The organism is Chryseobacterium sp. T16E-39 (assembly GCF_002216065.1).
Lineage (GTDB): Bacteria > Bacteroidota > Bacteroidia > Flavobacteriales > Weeksellaceae > Chryseobacterium.
The window spans coordinates 2,785,295-2,803,826 of record NZ_CP022282.1; the positions used below are offsets into that span (position 1 = coordinate 2,785,295).

The 18,532-nt window shown below is 38.5% G+C and carries 8 protein-coding genes, 2 tRNA genes and 4 rRNA genes; 5 read left to right on the plus strand and 9 right to left on the minus strand.

Annotated elements, in window-relative coordinates; genetic code table 11:
- Window positions 1-88: 88 nt before the first annotated feature.
- The 5 genes from CEY12_RS12570 (at window position 89) to CEY12_RS12590 (ending at window position 5,369) form a co-directional block, all read left to right on the plus strand.
- Window positions 89-667 (plus strand): hypothetical protein, encoded by a 579-nt coding sequence (locus tag CEY12_RS12570; protein ID WP_089028024.1) that lies wholly within the window; start codon window positions 89-91, stop codon window positions 665-667.
- 96 nt (window positions 668-763) lie between these two features.
- A complete protein-coding gene (locus CEY12_RS12575) occupies window positions 764-1,564 on the plus strand; it encodes a WxL protein host-binding domain-containing protein (RefSeq protein ID WP_089029865.1) in 801 nt (266 codons plus the stop codon).
- Window positions 1,557-4,310 carry a hypothetical protein gene (locus CEY12_RS12580; RefSeq protein WP_089028025.1) on the plus strand — a complete coding sequence of 918 codons (2,754 nt, stop codon included), beginning with the start codon at window positions 1,557-1,559 and terminating at the stop codon, window positions 4,308-4,310. The genes CEY12_RS12575 and CEY12_RS12580 overlap by 8 nt, the downstream gene beginning before the upstream one ends.
- The gene (locus tag CEY12_RS12585) at window positions 4,307-4,831 is read left to right on the plus strand and encodes a hypothetical protein (RefSeq protein ID WP_172821035.1); all 525 of its coding nucleotides are present in this window, start codon (window positions 4,307-4,309) and stop codon (window positions 4,829-4,831) included. Before CEY12_RS12580 ends, CEY12_RS12585 begins: the two co-directional genes overlap by 4 nt.
- A gap of 10 nt (window positions 4,832-4,841) precedes the next feature.
- On the plus strand, window positions 4,842-5,369 hold the full coding sequence (locus CEY12_RS12590) for a hypothetical protein (RefSeq protein ID WP_228409693.1): 528 nt from the start codon (window positions 4,842-4,844) through the stop codon (window positions 5,367-5,369).
- Window positions 5,370-5,429: 60 nt separating this feature from the next.
- Here the strand turns inward: CEY12_RS12590 and CEY12_RS12595 are convergent, their stop codons facing one another.
- The 9 genes from CEY12_RS12595 to rrf (CEY12_RS12635) form a co-directional block, all read right to left on the minus strand.
- Window positions 5,430-7,328 carry a SusD/RagB family nutrient-binding outer membrane lipoprotein gene (locus tag CEY12_RS12595; RefSeq protein ID WP_089028026.1) on the minus strand — a complete coding sequence of 633 codons (1,899 nt, stop codon included), beginning with the start codon at window positions 7,326-7,328 and terminating at the stop codon, window positions 5,430-5,432.
- A 14-nt stretch (window positions 7,329-7,342) separates the two neighbouring features.
- Complete coding sequence (locus CEY12_RS12600) at window positions 7,343-10,237, minus strand: SusC/RagA family TonB-linked outer membrane protein (protein ID WP_089028027.1); 2,895 nt, start codon at window positions 10,235-10,237, stop codon at window positions 7,343-7,345.
- Between the two features lie 600 nt (window positions 10,238-10,837).
- Window positions 10,838-10,945 (minus strand): 5S ribosomal RNA (rrf, locus tag CEY12_RS12605).
- 147 nt (window positions 10,946-11,092) lie between these two features.
- A 23S ribosomal RNA gene (locus CEY12_RS12610) occupies window positions 11,093-13,851 on the minus strand.
- A 206-nt stretch (window positions 13,852-14,057) separates the two neighbouring features.
- Window positions 14,058-14,131 (minus strand) — tRNA-Ala (locus CEY12_RS12615).
- Window positions 14,132-14,224: 93 nt separating this feature from the next.
- Window positions 14,225-14,298 (minus strand) — tRNA-Ile (locus CEY12_RS12620).
- Between the two features lie 216 nt (window positions 14,299-14,514).
- Window positions 14,515-16,031, minus strand: a 16S ribosomal RNA gene (locus tag CEY12_RS12625).
- Together the 16S, 23S and 5S rRNA genes with 2 tRNA genes alongside form the textbook arrangement of a ribosomal RNA operon.
- Before the next feature lie 927 nt (window positions 16,032-16,958).
- The gene (locus tag CEY12_RS12630; protein ID WP_089028028.1) at window positions 16,959-17,804 is read right to left on the minus strand and encodes a ThuA domain-containing protein; all 846 of its coding nucleotides are present in this window, start codon (window positions 17,802-17,804) and stop codon (window positions 16,959-16,961) included.
- A 599-nt stretch (window positions 17,805-18,403) separates the two neighbouring features.
- A 5S ribosomal RNA gene (rrf, locus tag CEY12_RS12635) occupies window positions 18,404-18,511 on the minus strand.
- Window positions 18,512-18,532: the final 21 nt, after the last annotated feature.

Sequence of the window (18,532 nt, forward strand, 5' to 3'; positions counted from 1 at the left end):
ATTTAATAAATCATAAAATTTATAAAATCTTTTATTCTTTACCTTAATTTTATTACCTTCACTTAGAAATTAACCATAACTAACTACCATGAAAAAATTTAAATTTCCATTATCCCTATCTTTAATTGCCTTCGCAATTTCGGCTAATGTAAGTGCACAAGACACAAACACAGACAATCACACAATAACGATTAGTGTTCCAGAGGTCGCTCTTGTCGACATTGAACCTGCAGCTACTAAAAACATTACTTTAGGATTTACCGCTCCAACAGAAGCCGGGCAACCTATTGTAGCAAGTCCTGCAAATACAACACTTTGGCTCAACTATTCTTCAATAAAATCAGTTGCAGATCCTACACGTAACGTTACTGTAAGATTAAATGCATTAATTCCGGGAGTAGATATTAACGTTACTGCAGCTGCAGCTACAGGTTCTGGAGGAGGGACATTAGGAACACCTTCAGCTCTATTAACATTAAGTGCCGCAGATCAAACCATTATTTCAGGAATTGGTAGTGCTTATACAGGGAATGGTGCCAATAACGGTCACAATCTAACCTATGCTTTAGCAGCAGGTAGTGGGCCTGGTGGAGTAGCGACCTATGCAGATCTACAAGCAACAGCAACTACTGTTGCGACTGTAACCTATACTATTTCGGACAATTAATATCTGAAAATACATATTTGAATAAGAAGAAATTGACTACGTAATTTCTTCTTATTCTCTATTGCCTGATATTCAACTCAAAAACCCTCAATGAGAATGATAAAGCGTATCTATATACTAATTTTCTTTATCCTGCCTTTTGTATTTTTAAATGCAAGTATTGTAGTCCTTAATGGACTTACCCACAGCTATAAAGTAGAAAACGGCCAGGTTTACAAAGGAAAAATTGCCTTACAAAATACAGGGAGTACCTCTCAAAATGTAAAAATATTCTTACAGGATTTTTCTTATCAGTCAAATGGCTCTATCTATTATACGACCCCACACACCAATGAAAAAACAAATGCAGACTGGATTAAACTTAATACCACTTTCCTTACGCTGAAAGCCAAAGAGAAAACTGAAGTCTTTTATGAAATCACTATTCCCAATAATCTTACCATGGCAGGTAGTTATTGGAGTGTAATCATCGTCGAGCCTGTAGAAGACATAAAACCAAGTGATAGCAAACAGGGAGTAAATATTACTTCTATTGTAAGATATGCTATCCAGATCATTACAGATTATGATTCTGAAAAGGTAAAACCCGATCTGAAATTTGAAAGTATAAAAATAGATAAAGAAGAGGGCAAGCGAATATTAAAGATCGCTATTGCTAATCACGGAGTAATCTACTGTAAATCCAGTGCATCTGTCGAAATATACAATCGGAAAAGCGGAGAAAAGGTAGGTACTTTTTCCACCCAGGCAATGGGATTATTACCTCAGACATCCAAATTATTTCCCATTGATATTAGTAAAATGCCCCCCGACAAATACAATGCGGTCATTATTGCAACTGATGAAGATGAAAATGCATTTGCTCTTAATGTGGAATTAGAAGTAAAAAATGATTAAAACTTGGGCTTTATATCTTATCATACTATTCCCAGCACTTATTTTTTCACAGCAACAATCTAGAGAAATTGTCAAAAAAGATAGTCTACTGCCGGGAACAGCTACCTCTATTTCCTTTTCTCTGGAAAACACCACCTCTCAAAAGAAAATATATGATATCTGGATTGAAACTTCAAATCAGTACATTATTCCTATTTTAAAGAAAAATGAGTTTTCAATAGAGCCATCTCAAACGGCCTTATATATTGTTCCTCTCCGTATTGCGACTGAAACACCCCATGGAAAATATACTGTAACATTACGCGCCAATGAAAAAAATACAGGTGAACAAATTGTAAAAAAGTTGGACATAGATGTTGTAGGAGTCCGCAAGCTCACGCTTACATCTATAAACTCTCCTGAATATGTAAAAGCAGGTGAAACGATTACTTCTACTTTCCTACTTAAAAATAGCGGAAATGTCACCGAAAAATTAATTCTGGAAAGCAAAAATGCCGTTGTAGATCACGATGCTACTTTATTTTTACCACCCGGTGAAACCAAAATAATTAATGTTACTAAAAATACGAATCCTGACTTAGGAAAAAACGAATATCAAAACCTTAATCTGTCTGTATATTCAACAGATAACCCAAAAGAAAACCAAACTGCCTATAGCAGTACTAAAATAATTTCTACCAAACCGAGTGAGGACGACATCTACCAACGCTTACCGGTTTCAGCCTCCCTGGCTTTTATTGGCATGAAGAACAGAGGAGAATATCATGACGGATTTCAGGGAGAGTTATATGGTAAGGGGACACTAGATAAAGAAAATAAGGGAACACTGGAATTTCACGCAGTAACTTCAAATCCTGTTCAATTTAATTCATTTACCCAGTACGAAGAATATTTCATTAATTACAGACGGGATAATTATTTTGTCCATCTGGGGGACAAAACCTACTCTTCTTCTTATCTTACAGAATACGCGAGGTATGGACGTGGAGGGGAAATGCGTTATAACTTTAAAAAATTCAGTATTGGTGGTTTTTATAACCATCCCAGATTTTTCCGTGATATTAAAGATGAATTCAATGTCTACTCCACTTATAAGCTGAATAAAGAATCTGAAATTACTGCCGGTTATCTGTATAAAATTCCACGATTAGATGAAACAGTATTAAGTTTTAGTGGTCTCAGGCTGGATTCAAATGCGCATCTCCCCTATGCAACCGGAAAGTTCAAAATTAACAAAAACCTGGATGTATCCGGAGAAGTGGCATACAGCAAAACCGACCAAACCGAAGGAAACGCTTATATGATTCAGGTCCTGGGAAGCTACGAAAGAATCAATGGGAATATCATGTACATGAGATCAAGTCCTAAATTTGCAGGTTATTTTAGTAATACGAGTACATTTAACGGAAATGTACAGTATAAAATTTCCTCACGATTTAACGTTTTTGCGAACTATGTTCAAGATGCCAGAAATTTCCAACGGGATACTTTATTTCTGGCTGCTCCTTATAGAAATTATCTTCAATATGGAGTCAGCTATAAGTATTCGAGAAGTGGCACGGCGATGTTTTATAATGGATATCAAAAATACCAGGATAGACTGGAACCAAGACAGTTCGATTATTATGAAAGGTTCTTCAGGTTAAGCATTGATCAGCAGATCGGTATATTTCTGGTAAATGTACAGGGTCAATTAGGAAAAACAGATAATTATCTTATTGGATTTACGGGCAATTCAAGTTTTTACAGTGCCAATTTATCTTTTGAAAAATTCAGAACTTCATTTAATGTATTTGGAAGCTATGCCATAACATCGCGCTATCAAATGAAGAATGAGAAACAAATTTATTATGGAGCCCGGATAGTAAGCCGGTTTTCTCCCAAAACCGAACTCAGTATTTTCTATCAGAACAACTATATTCCTGAGGAATACTTCAATGACAGAAATCTTTTTGAAGTCCTTTTTCGTCAACGCATTTTTCCTGGACATGAGTTTGATGTATCCGGACGATATGCTTTACAACGAGGTGAGTTAGGAAATAAAGATTTTATATTTTCATTACGCTACACCTGGCGCCTTAATGTTCCCGTAAAAAAAATAGCTGAATACACAACGCTTTCCGGAAACATTGGTAACCTTGGAGTAAAAAAGACAGAAGGTATCAGGCTTGTAATGGGCAGTCATCTTTCAGTAACTGATAAAAACGGGAATTTTATATTTAAAAATGTAAGCCCGGGAGATTACTTACTTGAAATAGATCGGTCTACTACTGAAATCAATGATATCTCAGACATCAGCCTCCCTGCTCCTGTAATCTTATCCAATAAAGAGAATGTATTTAATTTTGGGTTAACTACAGCAGCAAATATTCAGGGGACTATACAATTTAATGAAACGGCGGACAAAGATCAGATAAGTTTTGCTCAGCTCTCATTGAAGAAAGAGAAAAAGAAAAAAGAGAGTATTATTATCGAGGCTTCTAATGGTGAACAAATCTACAGGAAAGTTGCTTTTATAGGGGAAGGTTTTGATTTCACTTATCTGCGTCCGGGAGAATGGAATGTTAAGCTTTACAGAAATGGATTAGATAAAAGGTATAAAATTTCAGTCGATAACTTTCATTTTACATTGAAGTCATCAGAAACTAAAACCCTAACCGTTGAAGTCATAAAACAACAAACTGAAGTTAAATATCAGAAGGAAAGTATAAAAGTGGGCTATAATACAATAAAAAGACAAAAATGAAATTGCTATCAATCAGATTCTGTATAATTTTCCTGTTATTATCTGGTAAAATATTTTCGCAGATCACAACTGCTGTAACCTTACCTGTTGTAACTTTATTAGATATTGAGCCTACAGGAAGCATCGCAATGAATTTTGTAGCTCCTACCGAAGCGGGATTAGCCCTTACAAATCCAGCAGTGAATACCACCAAATGGGTCAATTACACCTCTGCCATTGCAGCGGGCGGTCTTACCAGAAGAGTCACAGCTTCCATTAATCAGACTATTCCCGGAATTGATATAAAATTGCAGGCTGCTGCTGCTTCAGGTGCCGGAGGCGGTACTTTAGGAACTCCTACTGCACAGGTAACACTCACCACAACCTCCGTGAATATTATTACAGGAATTGGAGGAGCATTTACTGGAAATGGGGCCAACAATGGACATAGACTTACCATCAGCCTGGTCCGTAATACGTATGCTAACTTATCAGCACGTACCAACACTCCCGTTGTCATTACCTATACAATCACCGAATAAAATGAATGAAATGAAATACAATATTGATCTTTTAAAAAAAGTAAAGTTTTCTGCAAGCAGTCTATATATTTTCTTATTCATATTATTAACAGGGCGTGCCAGCTCACAAACTTTAACGGTAGGGGGTACCAACTGGACGGTACCTATTCCGTCTATAACCGAGGCTGGTACCAATTATGCAGGACTTTATGAAAGTGCAACCAATCAGATTCTTTTAACAGCAAGTGTTCCTCTATTGTTAGGCGCAGCAAAGGTATCTGTACGCTATATCGCAAATCCAACATGGAATAATTCCTTAGTATTAAATATCAAAAGAACAGGAAATGGAACTACAGTATGTCTACTATGTACTATTACTGGAGGTACGACTTATCAGCCCATTACTTTATCTGATGTCGAATTGTTTAGAATCACAGCTGTTTTAGCACTAGCCTCGTATAGCAACATTCCATTGCAGTTGGAACTTACAGGGGTATCGGTAACAATTCCTGCCGCAGCCTATAATAGCAGAATCATTTTCACCATAGGCCCTCTTTAATTTTATTTAAAATAAAAAATCCTCATTCAGTATTGAACGAGGATTAAAAAATAATTTTTATTAATGTTTTGCCCACCACAGTGGAGTAAGCACCGCATCTTCTGTTCCTAAAAGCTGCACGGCTTTCTGATACCCATTAGGATCAGAATTTCTGAAACTGCTTGGATATCTTAACCTCTGAGGGAAATTCTTAATTGAGTTCGTCATATAATTGCCTGTTGTAATGGAGGGTAAATTAATCAAAGGAGTCTCTATAGCAGGATTTTCGAAAAAAGGAAGCCCTAATCTACGGTGATCATTCCATGATTCTAATGGAAGCCACGGCATATTAGCCAAATATTTCTGCGTAATGATCTTCGTTAATTTATCATTTTTAAAAGCTCCGTTTTTATAAATGGTATTAACCGGATAATTAATCGTAACTGAAACCAGGTTGTTATTAGCAGGATCTTTATATTTCATAATATGGGTCGCCCCAGGCTCTGCAGTATGCCCATAAGCAACAGAAGTTCCATCTCTGTTATAGTCATTTGAAACAATATACTGACCATAGAACTGAGAGACACCATTATAAGTAAAATTATCTTGTATCCCTTTATTATAAGCAGCTTCATCATTCATGGGAGTTGCCCATCCTTTCAAAGCAGCTTCAGCAATTAAGAAATAAGATTCCCAACTTGCAAAAAATATTCTTGAGCTGGCACTTTCCCTGTATTGCTTTCCGAGAGCAGGTGCACGACCAATTAAACCTCTCAATCCATTTCTTTGACCTTTCACCCCCCAATTTCCGATCGCAAATGCATTCCAGGTATTAACTGTACTAATGGTGTCAGTACTATTATTTGAAAATGTAAGAACCCCTGAATTAGTGGTTGCATCGTTCGTATATGAAGGATAATATGAATAAATCGAGTTCGAGAAATCTCCGGGAATATAAAATGTTTTATAGGCTCTCGGATCTATTTTATTTGGAAGACCATCAAGCCAATATCCGGCAGAGGGATCATTCGTTAACGTTGTAAACTGTTCGTCATACTTTACCCCAATATAATCACCAGCTTTTACGGCACTATGCTTATCTGCACTTAACTGGTCTGTAGAATTGATTCCCCCTAAGCCGATGTACATATTGTTTAATGTAGCGGATAACAATTGTGCATTCCATTCTCTGGACATGACTCCTGTAAGAGCATCCCATCCAGTTTTTTCAGCAATTGTAAAATTATCATCACTCGTACTGATAAACATATTGGAGTTCGCAGCCGCTTCAAATTCGGCTTTCGCTTTTGAAGGATCTACTTCGGATAGCCGCATAGCAATTCGCATACGCATAGAATTCCCGTATTTTACCCATTTAGTCCAATTCATTTTATATGCCATATCATATTTAGAGATACTCTCAGCAGGAATAGGCTGATTCAGATTCATTTTTGCAGTCGCATCTTTTAATTCATTTAAAATAAAATAATAGACATCCTTTTCTGAATTAAACTCAGGGTTGATTCCCTGAAAAGCCTGAATAGGCTGTGGTCCAAAATTATCTGAAAACTCGCTCATCAGATATGCTCTCCATATACGTGAAACCTGAATTAAATTATCATAGTGTGGCTGTGAATTTCCAGCTTCTTTTCTACTGTTTGCAATTTCAATGGCCGCATTTGCATTATTAAGCCACTCTGAAAGGTATTTCCAATATTCTACGGACCAGGCATCATTATCTGCTGCTCCGGCAATACCAGTAGTTAGATGCTGTCTTGCAGCCGTTTTCCAATAAAGAACAAAAACTCTTTCTGCAATATTGGGATCTTGTTGAGCCCCAAGAATTGAATTGTTTAAAAAATATTGCGGCTCTACCTGGTTGGCATTTGGAGATAAAGGGTCTACATTAATTTCGTCAAAATCTTTACATCCTGATAAAGTCAAAAATGCAATTAAAGTAGGAATTATATATTTTTTCATTGTATTAGTATGTATTAAAAACCTAAAGTAATGGTGAATAAATAAGATCTCATTGTGGGAAAAGCAAAGTTTTCAAAGCCCGTCGCATTTGAACTGATCGCAAAAACGGACTCGGGATCTATCCCTTTTGTTTTACTATAGATCATCCAAACGTTGTTGGCGGTAAATGCTATTTTCGCACTCTGAAGGGCAAAGTTTTCAAATAATTGTTTTGGAAAATTATACGAAATCTGAACGTTTCTTAAACGGATATTAGTTGCATCATAAACATTCTGTTCTGTTATTCCCAAATTTCCCGTTGTCACTGCAGCCCAATAATCCTGTTGAGTAATTTCTACATTATTCGCTGTATAATTTCCATTATTACTGATCACTCCATCTACGACAAATTTGTCACGCTTCCCTCCCGGAGCTGTTTCTTTTGCAAGCCCTGTTCGCTGTAATGCTTCTTGTGTTGCCGAAAAAAACTTTCCTCCTATACGGCCATCAATTTGGAATGACAATCCTATATTTTTGTACGAGAAACTGTTTGTAAATCCAAATAACGCTCTAGGAGATTGGTCTCCTAAAAAATAAGGACCTCTGTCTATTTGTGGTAAACCATTACTTCCTAAAATTAGTTTCCCATAATAAGGACTATTCTCATCCTGCACTCTTAAAAACCTGGAACCAAATATTGCTCCGTATCTTCTTCCCACTGCCGCAACGATTGAAACATCATCGAAACCTCCTAATCCATATTGTAATATTTTTCCATCCAGTTTATTAACTGTATTATTATTTTGTGAAAAATTAATATTGGCATTCCATATGAACTTTTCAGTTTTGAGAACATCAGAATTTAAAACAATTTCAATCCCTTTATTTTGTATTAATCCGGCATTCACTTTTCGGTTATCATATCCTGATAGCGGATTCATAGGCAGATCCAACAACTGATCTTCCGCACGGGAATCATAATAACTAAAGTCTACAGAAACTCTATTGAATAATTTAATATCAGCCCCAATTTCAAAAACCTTCAACTTTTCATTCGTAAGGTTAGCATCATATAGTGTTTTTTTTCTTTCTGCTGCTATATTGCCATTAGGATCTTTTTTAATTATGTAGGTATTGTAAAGTTCATAGGGGTCTAATGAATTACCAGTAACCGCATATGATGCTCTTAATTTAGCAAATGTGAGAATATCTGATTTTTTATCCGAAAGCTTTTCTATCATATCCGTAAGCACTAATGAGGTACTTACCGATGAATATCTGTAAGAACGATTTTCCAGGCTTAAAGTAGAGGACCAATCATTTCGCAATGTTGCATTAATAAACCAGTACCCGTTATAATTAATTTCAGCAGCGCCAAATAGAGAGTTTATTTTCTTATTTAAAATAACTTCTGCAATAGTAGGATTTCCGTCAGAATTATTAATATTAAAAAGATTTGGAATTACTAATTTAGGTGCTGACAGATAGATTGCTTTTGTTCTAGACTCCATCATCTGCCCATACACAGAAAGTGAACCACTCCATTTACCAAATATATTATCTTTCTTTGCAGTAATACTGCCTATATAGTTATTCTCATAAAATTTTTCCTGACTCGTATTATAAGAATTATCCATTTTAGAGCCTGTCCATGTTCTTGAATCAGTATTTAAAGAGTAGAAATCTGTTCCTACCCTGGTATCTGCACTCAACCAATCATTAAATTGATATTTTAAATAGCCACTTAACAAAAACCGATCTTTCTTATCTTCATTAAGCCTGTTATATGCCGCCCAGTAAGGGTTTATTCCATCATTTGTAATCCATCTCTGTTTTACGTTATTCTGATCCATTCCCTCCCTATATTCTTTAATATTAATATCACGAGGTAATAATAATATATTAGGATAATAATTGCCATCTCCTTGCCCAGCTGATGGTCTATTATTAGAATTTGTGCTTATGTACTGGACTTTAATATCCGACGTCCATCTCTTTTGAGCTCCAAAATTCGAATTTACCCTCGCCATGAAATTCCACCTTTCATATTTCGAATTGGGAATCATGCTATTATTATAAAGATAATTAGCAGAAGTATATAAGCTGGTTCCTTCTCCCAAACTTTCCTGAAAGCTTAAAGTATGCTGGGTATTTGTCCCGGTTTTAAAAAAGTTTTTTAAATTATTATTAACTTTTGATTCTTCAATAGCAGGACCCCAACTTAAAGTCGAATTGTCGCCGGCAGGATTAGCAAGCCCATTATTTCCCCTACCGAAACCACTTTGAAGTTCAGGTTTCATAAAGAGGTTTTCAAATCCTAAGCTGGTAGAATAGGTAATACCTATACCATTTCTCCTCTTTCCACTTTTTGTCGTGATAAGAATAACTCCATTACCAGCTCTAGCTCCATATAGTGCAGATGCTGCCCCTCCTTTCAAAACAGAAATACTTTCAATATCGTCTGGGTTAATATCACTTAATCCGTTACCCATATCAATATCCGGATTCCAGAAATCATTATTTTTAATGGCACTTTCCTGAGCCTTACCCTTCACCCCAGCAGAATTATTAATAGGCATTCCATCTATTACAATTAATGGCTGATTATCCCCCTTAATAGAAGTAAACCCCCGAAGGTTAATCTTTGAAGATGCTCCTGGTCCAAATCCTCCTTTGATAATCTGAAGTCCTGCAACTTTACCTGTCAATGCATTAGTAACATTGTTTTCCCTGGCATCCACCAATGTTTGCCCTTTTACATCCTGAAAGGCATACCCTAGGGCCTTTTTCTCTTTTTTCACCCCGTAAGCTGTTACAACTACTTCATCAATCTTAGCTGTTTTAATTGAGTCAGTAGACTGAGCATAAAGCCCATTGAAACAAAAGAATACGGATTGAAGTAAACCAATCCTAAATAGTGTTTTATTCATATTATATAATGCGATTTACCGCAAACATAACATTTTAATACTATTTAACAAAATAATATCAATAACATCAAGTGATATACGTTGATAATCAAAGTTAAAAATAAGAACTGGTGCGGTATTGGCATTATAAAATTTTAAATTATAATCTATTAGAGTAATTTGTTTAGGAAAAGTTGAAAGTTGAAAATGGAGATTTGAGAGTTTTGTATGTCCACAGCTAAGTTTTGGCTAAAGCCAATAAGCTTTTGCACTTTTTATTGAAGGCGGGCTAAAGCCCACCTCTAGTGATAAGGCAATCAGTAGTAGTAGTAGTAGTAGTAGTAGTAGTAGTAGTAGTAGTAAGGAATATATTAGAAGGGAGCATTGATCAATAATGACAGATTACTTCGCACTCATAACTCATAACTCATAACTCATAACTCCTGTTACCTATTAATCAACATTTATCTCTTGTCTCTTATCTCTTATCTTTTATCATTAATCATTGATCATTTATGATTGATCAATTATTGATTATTGATTGGGTATGTATGGATAATGATAATGTATGTACCAAAAAAAAAGTCTCATACAAATAAATGTATGAGACTTTTAAATAAAAACTGGCGGCGACCTACTCTCCCGCTTTCGCAGTACCATCGGCGCTGGTGGGCTTAACTTCTGTGTTCGGAATGGGAACAGGTGAGCCCCACCGCTAAAACCACCCTAAAGAAGGTATATAAGACTTTGAGATTTTAAGAGTCGAGACACGAGACTTTTAGTCTCTTTTCTCTTATCTTTACATCTCTTGTCTGTTTTAATCGATAAAAACAATCACAAAGAGGTAACCTTGCTGCACTTTCGTGCGCCTTATTAGGCTATAAATCTACGGGTAATTAGTACTACTCGGCTATGACATTACTGCCTTTACACCTATAGCCTATCAACGTGGTCATCTCCCACGACCCTTAAAAGATGTCTCATCTTGAGGCGAGTTTCGCACTTATATGCTTTCAGTGCTTATCTCTTCCAAACGTAGCTACTCAGCAGTGCACCTGGCGGTACAACTGATACACCAGAGGTTTGTTCAATTCGGTCCTCTCGTACTAGAATCAAGCCCTCTCAAACATCTAACGCCCGCAATAGATAGAGACCGAACTGTCTCACGACGTTCTGAACCCAGCTCGCGTGCCACTTTAATGGGCGAACAGCCCAACCCTTGGGACCTTCTCCAGCCCCAGGATGTGACGAGCCGACATCGAGGTGCCGAACCTCCCCGTCGATGTGAGCTCTTGGGGGAGACTAGCCTGTTATCCCCGGAGTACCTTTTATCCTATGAGCGATGGCCCTTCCATACGGAACCACCGGATCACTATGTCCTGCTTTCGCACCTGATCGACTTGTAGGTCTCACAGTCAAGCACCCTTATGCCATTACACTCTACGCACGGTTACCAAGCGTGCTGAGGGTACCTTTGAAAGCCTCCGTTACTCTTTTGGAGGCGACCACCCCAGTCAAACTACCCACCACGCAATGTCCTTCTAAAAGAAGTTAGGCTCCAAGTAAGTAAAGGGTGGTATTTCAACGTTGACTCCACAAACACTAGCGTGCCTGCTTCAAAGTCTCCCACCTATCCTACACATTACTTACTCAAAGTCAATACGAAGTTATAGTAAAGGTTCACAGGGTCTTTTCGTCCCATTGCGGGTACTCGGCATCTTCACCGAGACTACAATTTCACAGAGCTCATGGTTGAGACAGTGCCCAGATCGTTACACCATTCGTGCAGGTCGGAACTTACCCGACAAGGAATTTCGCTACCTTAGGACCGTTATAGTTACGGCCGCCGTTTACTGGGGCTTCAGTCAAACGCTTCGCTTACGCTAACGCCCTTCCTTAACCTTCCAGCACCGGGCAGGTGTCAGACCCTATACTGCATCTTTCGATTTTGCAGAGTCCTGTGTTTTTGATAAACAGTCGCCTGGGCCTCTTTACTGCGGCCACCATTGCTGATGGCGTCTCTTCTCCCGAAGTTACGAGACTATTTTGCCTAGTTCCTTAACCATGATTCACTCTAGCACCTTAGGATTCTCTCCTCGACTACCTGTGTCGGTTTTGGTACGGGTTGCTTCACTTCGGCTTTTCTTGGAAGCACTTTCCCTACAGCAGCTTCGCCCGAAGGCTAGGCCTTGACTATTCCGTCAGTCTCCAGTAAGTACGGCACTCCGTCCCCTTTTTAGTGTGAGCAAGTATGGGAATATTAACCCATTGTCCATCCACTACCCCTTTCGGGTTCGCGTTAGGTCCCGACTAACCCTCAGCTGATTAGCATGGCTGAGGAAACCTTAGTCTTTCGGTGAGGGGGTTTCTCGCCCCCTTTATCGTTACTTATGCCTACATTTTCTTTTCTATCCGCTCCACAATACCTCACGATACTGCTTCGGCGCAAATAGAATGCTCCCCTACCAGATACAACCCAACGGTTGTAAATCCATAGCTTCGGTAATATGTTTATGCCCGATTATTATCCATGCCGGACCGCTCGACTAGTGAGCTGTTACGCACTCTTTAAATGAATGGCTGCTTCCAAGCCAACATCCTAGCTGTCAATGCAGTCCAACCGCGTTGCTTCAACTTAACATATATTTGGGGACCTTAGCTGTTGGTCTGGGTTCTTTCCCTCTCGGACATGGACCTTAGCACCCATGCCCTCACTGCCGTAGAACATTTATTAGCATTCGGAGTTTGTCAGGAATTGGTAGGTGGTGAAACCCCCGCATCCAATCAGTAGCTCTACCTCTAATAAACTTATATACGACGCTGCACCTAAATGCATTTCGGGGAGTACGAGCTATCTCCCAGTTTGATTGGCCTTTCACCCCTACCCACAGGTCATCCGAAGACTTTTCAACGTCAACCGGTTCGGTCCTCCACTCTGTGTTACCAGAGCTTCAACCTGCCCATGGGTAGATCACAAGGTTTCGCGTCTAATCCTACTAACTATACGCCCTATTCAGACTCGCTTTCGCTCCGGCTCCGGACCTGAAGTCCTTAACCTCGCTAGTAAAATTAACTCGTAGGCTCATTATGCAAAAGGCACGCCGTCACCCAACTTGTGGGCTCCGACCGCTTGTAGGCGTACGGTTTCAGGTTCTATTTCACCCTTCTATTCGAAGTGCTTTTCACCTTTCCTTCACAGTACTTGTTCACTATCGGTCTTTCAGGAGTATTTAGCCTTGGAGGATGGTCCCCCCATATTCAGACAGGATTTCACGTGTCCCGCCCTACTCATTTATCACTTAAATATGCCTTTCATATACGGGGCTATCACCCTCTATGGCTGTTCTTTCCAGAACATTCTATTAAACATATAAAAGCTTTTGGGCTAATCCGCTTTCGCTCGCCACTACTTACGGAATCTCTTCGATTTCTTTTCCTCCGGGTACTTAGATGTTTCAGTTCTCCGGGTTTGCTCCTCCTAAGAGGTGACTGGTCTTCAACCAGCCGGGTTGCCCCATTCGGACATCTCGGGATCAATTCGTGTGTGCCAATCCCCCGAGCTTTTCGCAGCTTACCACGTCCTTCGTCGCCTCTGAAAGCCTAGGCATCCGCCATACGCCCTTAACGATTTCTTTCCTAATAATTATATTAGTTCAGTATTTTTTTTATCCAACAATTAATTGTTGAACTCTATTTTTATAAACTCGGCACTCGAAAGTGCTCGGTTATCTCTTTGTGATATTTTTACCGTTAATGTCAATGATCTTTATTCTATCGATGATATAATCCGCAAATATTGTATTTGGCTCTATCTGCTTTTTTAAGTTTAAACCATCTATAGTGGAGAATAAGGGAGTCGAACCCTTGACCTCCTGCGTGCAAGGCAGGCGCTCTAGCCAGCTGAGCTAATTCCCCCTCTAGTTAGACTTGAAGATGAAGAGATTTGAGAACTGAGACTATCATTTGTCTCACATCTCTTGTCTTTTTATCTCCCGTCTTTTCAATTAGTAGTCTCGGGCAGGCTCGAACTGCCGACCTCTACATTATCAGTGTAGCGCTCTAACCAGCTGAGCTACGAGACTTCATTAATTTTAAATTTTAAATTTTGAATTTTAAATTAATTTTCAAATCTAAAATCTATAATTTATAATCTAAAATCTCTCTCCCTCTGATACTAATTTCTAGTGGGTGTGTATTTTTTTTAATATATCAACCAAATAAAAAACTAAAGCTTCTCTTTAAGTAAGTGCATGGTACATTTAAGTACCTTTGTTTTTTTATCGTCTAAAGACGCTCTAAAATGAGATGTTCCAGCCGCACCTTCCGGTACGGCTACCTTGTTACGACTTAGCCCTAGTTACCTGTTTTACCCTAGGCAGCTCCTGTTACGGTCACCGACTTCAGGTACCCCAGACTTCCATGGCTTGACGGGCGGTGTGTACAAGGCCCGGGAACGTATTCACCGCGCCATGGCTGATGCGCGATTACTAGCGATTCCAGCTTCATAGAGTCGAGTTGCAGACTCCAATCCGAACTGAGACCAGCTTTCGAGATTAGCATCCAGTCGCCTGGTAGCAGCCCTCTGTACTGGCCATTGTATTACGTGTGTGGCCCAAGGCGTAAGGGCCGTGATGATTTGACGTCATCCCCACCTTCCTCTCTACTTGCGTAGGCAGTCTCACTAGAGTCCCCAACTGAATGATGGCAACTAGTGACAGGGGTTGCGCTCGTTGCAGGACTTAACCTAACACCTCACGGCACGAGCTGACGACAACCATGCAGCACCTTGAAAAATGTCCGAAGAAAAGTCTATTTCTAAACCTGTCATTTCCCATTTAAGCCTTGGTAAGGTTCCTCGCGTATCATCGAATTAAACCACATAATCCACCGCTTGTGCGGGCCCCCGTCAATTCCTTTGAGTTTCATTCTTGCGAACGTACTCCCCAGGTGGCTAACTTATCACTTTCGCTTAGTCTCTGAATCCGAAAACCCAAAAACGAGTTAGCATCGTTTACGGCGTGGACTACCAGGGTATCTAATCCTGTTCGCTCCCCACGCTTTCGTCCATCAGCGTCAGTTAAAACATAGTGACCTGCCTTCGCAATTGGTGTTCTAAGTAATATCTATGCATTTCACCGCTACACTACTTATTCCAGCCACTTCTACTTTACTCAAGACCCGCAGTATCAATGGCAGTTTCATAGTTAAGCTATGAGATTTCACCACTGACTTACGAGTCCGCCTACGGACCCTTTAAACCCAATAAATCCGGATAACGCTTGCACCCTCCGTATTACCGCGGCTGCTGGCACGGAGTTAGCCGGTGCTTATTCGTATAGTACCTTCAGCTTTCCACACGTGGAAAGGTTTATCCCTATACAAAAGAAGTTTACAACCCATAGGGCCGTCATCCTTCACGCGGGATGGCTGGATCAGGCTCTCACCCATTGTCCAATATTCCTCACTGCTGCCTCCCGTAGGAGTCTGGTCCGTGTCTCAGTACCAGTGTGGGGGATCACCCTCTCAGGCCCCCTAAAGATCATTGACTTGGTGAGCCGTTACCTCACCAACTATCTAATCTTGCGCGTGCCCATCTCTATCCACCGGAGTTTTCAATATCAAATGATGCCATTCAATATATTATGGGGTATTAATCTTCCTTTCGAAAGGCTATCCCCCTGATAAAGGTAGGTTGCACACGTGTTCCGCACCCGTGCGCCGCTCTCAGGTTTCCGAAGAAACCCTACCGCTCGGCTTGCATGTGTTAGGCCTCCCGCTAGCGTTCATCCTGAGCCAGGATCAAACTCTCCATTGTATGTTTGTCTGACTCACTCAAAGTTTTGACGCTTTAGTTTTTCCTTACTTGGTTGTTATATCTATTTTTCAATGATCTCTTTTCTTCCGCTTTATACTGTAGCTAATTTTTCTGTCGTTTTAGCTACCGATTTGCGAGTGCAAAAGTAATAAATGTTTTTAATATGACCAAATGTTTTTTAAGAAATTTTAAAGTTTATTGTTAACCCTAAATCCTAAATCATTCATTCAATCTTCTCTACTTCTGCGCTCCCTTAATTGGGATTGCAAAGATACAAACTTTTCTCACTTTTCAAAATAAATTCTCATTTATTTTTTAAAGTTTCTCTTTATTACTGTTCTTCTGCGCTACCTACTATCTCTCGTTTTCAGTGGTGCAAAAGTAGAGCTTATTACCCTACACTTCCAAATCTATTTAACATAAAATTTACTTTTAATTCATATTCACCCTTAACTAACTGAAAGGCAAGTGGAAAAATTTTAAGCTTTTAACTGGGGATTTATTATAAATGCGATAGAAACAGAGCAAAATGTAATAACTACGAGGAAAAACTAAGCAAGCTGGAGGAAAAAATACAGAAGAATAACTGGGAAAAAGATGAAAACTATGGTGGAAAGTGGAAATTTGAAAAGGGAAAGGAGGATATCCGAATGGAAAATAGTAAAAAGTAAGGGTCTTTATTTTTGATTTTGGGAATAAAAAAGAATATTCGACTTAAAAGGACCTATACTTACGTTGGGTTTTAGAAAAATAAAAAGAGTTTTACGATATAAGGAATGAAAATATTGTAACAGCTATAAAAGTATTTGGATGTATATTTCTTATTTATTATTAGCTATTATTTTATTCTTTATTCTTTATTCTTTATTCTTTATTCTTTATTCTTTATTCTTTATTCTTTATTCTTTATTCTTTATTCTTTATTCTTTATTCTTTATTAAATCTTTTTCTCTTTTCTCTTGCCAGGTGATTAATCGCCCTAATTATAAACCGGGTATATTCTTTACTGCTAAAAGTTGAAGAAAGGCTTTTTGTTTGGTCTTTACTGTACTGATGTTCATAGTCCATATCATTATGTCCAATATTGGAATAGATCATATTGTATTTTGTACTGGTCCAAATGATGGGGTAAAAACCCTGGGTCCATATTTCATGTTGTTTGGGTCCTGTTCCTAAGGGAAAACTTTTGGGATCGATAGCATATAATATTTGGATATCTTTATTTTTGGTAAGATCATTTTTCCAGGAATACCATTCATTGGCTGGTGCATGCAATAAAGGTAATGATCGGGTGAACTTATTTTTAGTGATCCGCTCAAGGAATGCTTTAGTGGGTCTCCAGGTATTACTCTTATATTCCCCGGAACCCAGGAAAGTATCATGATACCAGCTCCAATTATTATCATATGCGGATGAGTGTAATGAAAAAGCGGCGAAGTGAAATCCCATCCATCCCCCTCCCTTTTCCATATACTGTCTAAAAGCTTCACGTTGTTCTGGTTTTTCGGGACGGGTGTCTAAAAATAGGATGACATCATATTTCGAGAGGGTATCAATTACCATTTTCTCCCAATTATTTGTTGAAGTGTAATCTAGTTTTTTAGTTTGGGTCAAAGAAGTAAAATATTGATTCGCTTCGTCTACATAACTGATATGGGCAAGATCATTTTTAGCGGTATAAAAAGCCAGGACTTTAGGAACTATTAATGATTGGGCATAGGTATGCGATACAATGAGAAGGAAAAGGATGAATAGAGGAATTTGTTTTTTCAATGGGAATTAGCTTTTGATAGTTATTATTTAAGTCCGAGTTTTTTATGGGAGTTTTATTATCAAAAATAAGAAGAATCAAATGAATCTTATTCTTTAAATAACAGTATGGTTGTAAAATTGAAAGTTGAAAGTTGAAAATGGAGATTTGAGAGTTTTGTATGTCCACAGCTAAGTTTTGGCTAAAGCCAATAAGCTTTTGCACTTTTTATTGAAGGCGGGCTAAAGCCCACCTCTAGTGATAAGGCAATCAGTAGTAGTAGTAGTAGTAGTAGTAGTAGTAGTAGTAGTAGTAGTAGTAAGGAATATATTAGAAGGGAGCATTGATCAATAATGACAGATTACTTCGCACTCATAACTCATAACTCATAACTCATAACTCATAACTCATAACTCATAACTCATAACTCATAACTCATAACTCCTGTTACCTATTAATCAACATTTATCTCTTGTCTCTTATCTCTTATCTTTTATCATTAATCATTGATCATTTATGATTGATCAATTATTGATTATTGATTGGGTATGTATGGATAATGATAATGTATGTACCAAAAAAAAAGTCTCATACAAATAAATGTATGAGACTTTTAAATAAAAACTGGCGGCGACCTACTCTCCCGCTTTCGCAGTACCATCGGCGCTGGTGGGCTTAACTTCTGTGTTCGGAATGGGAACAGGTGAGCCCCACCGCTAAAACCACCCTAAAGAAGGTATATAAGACTTTG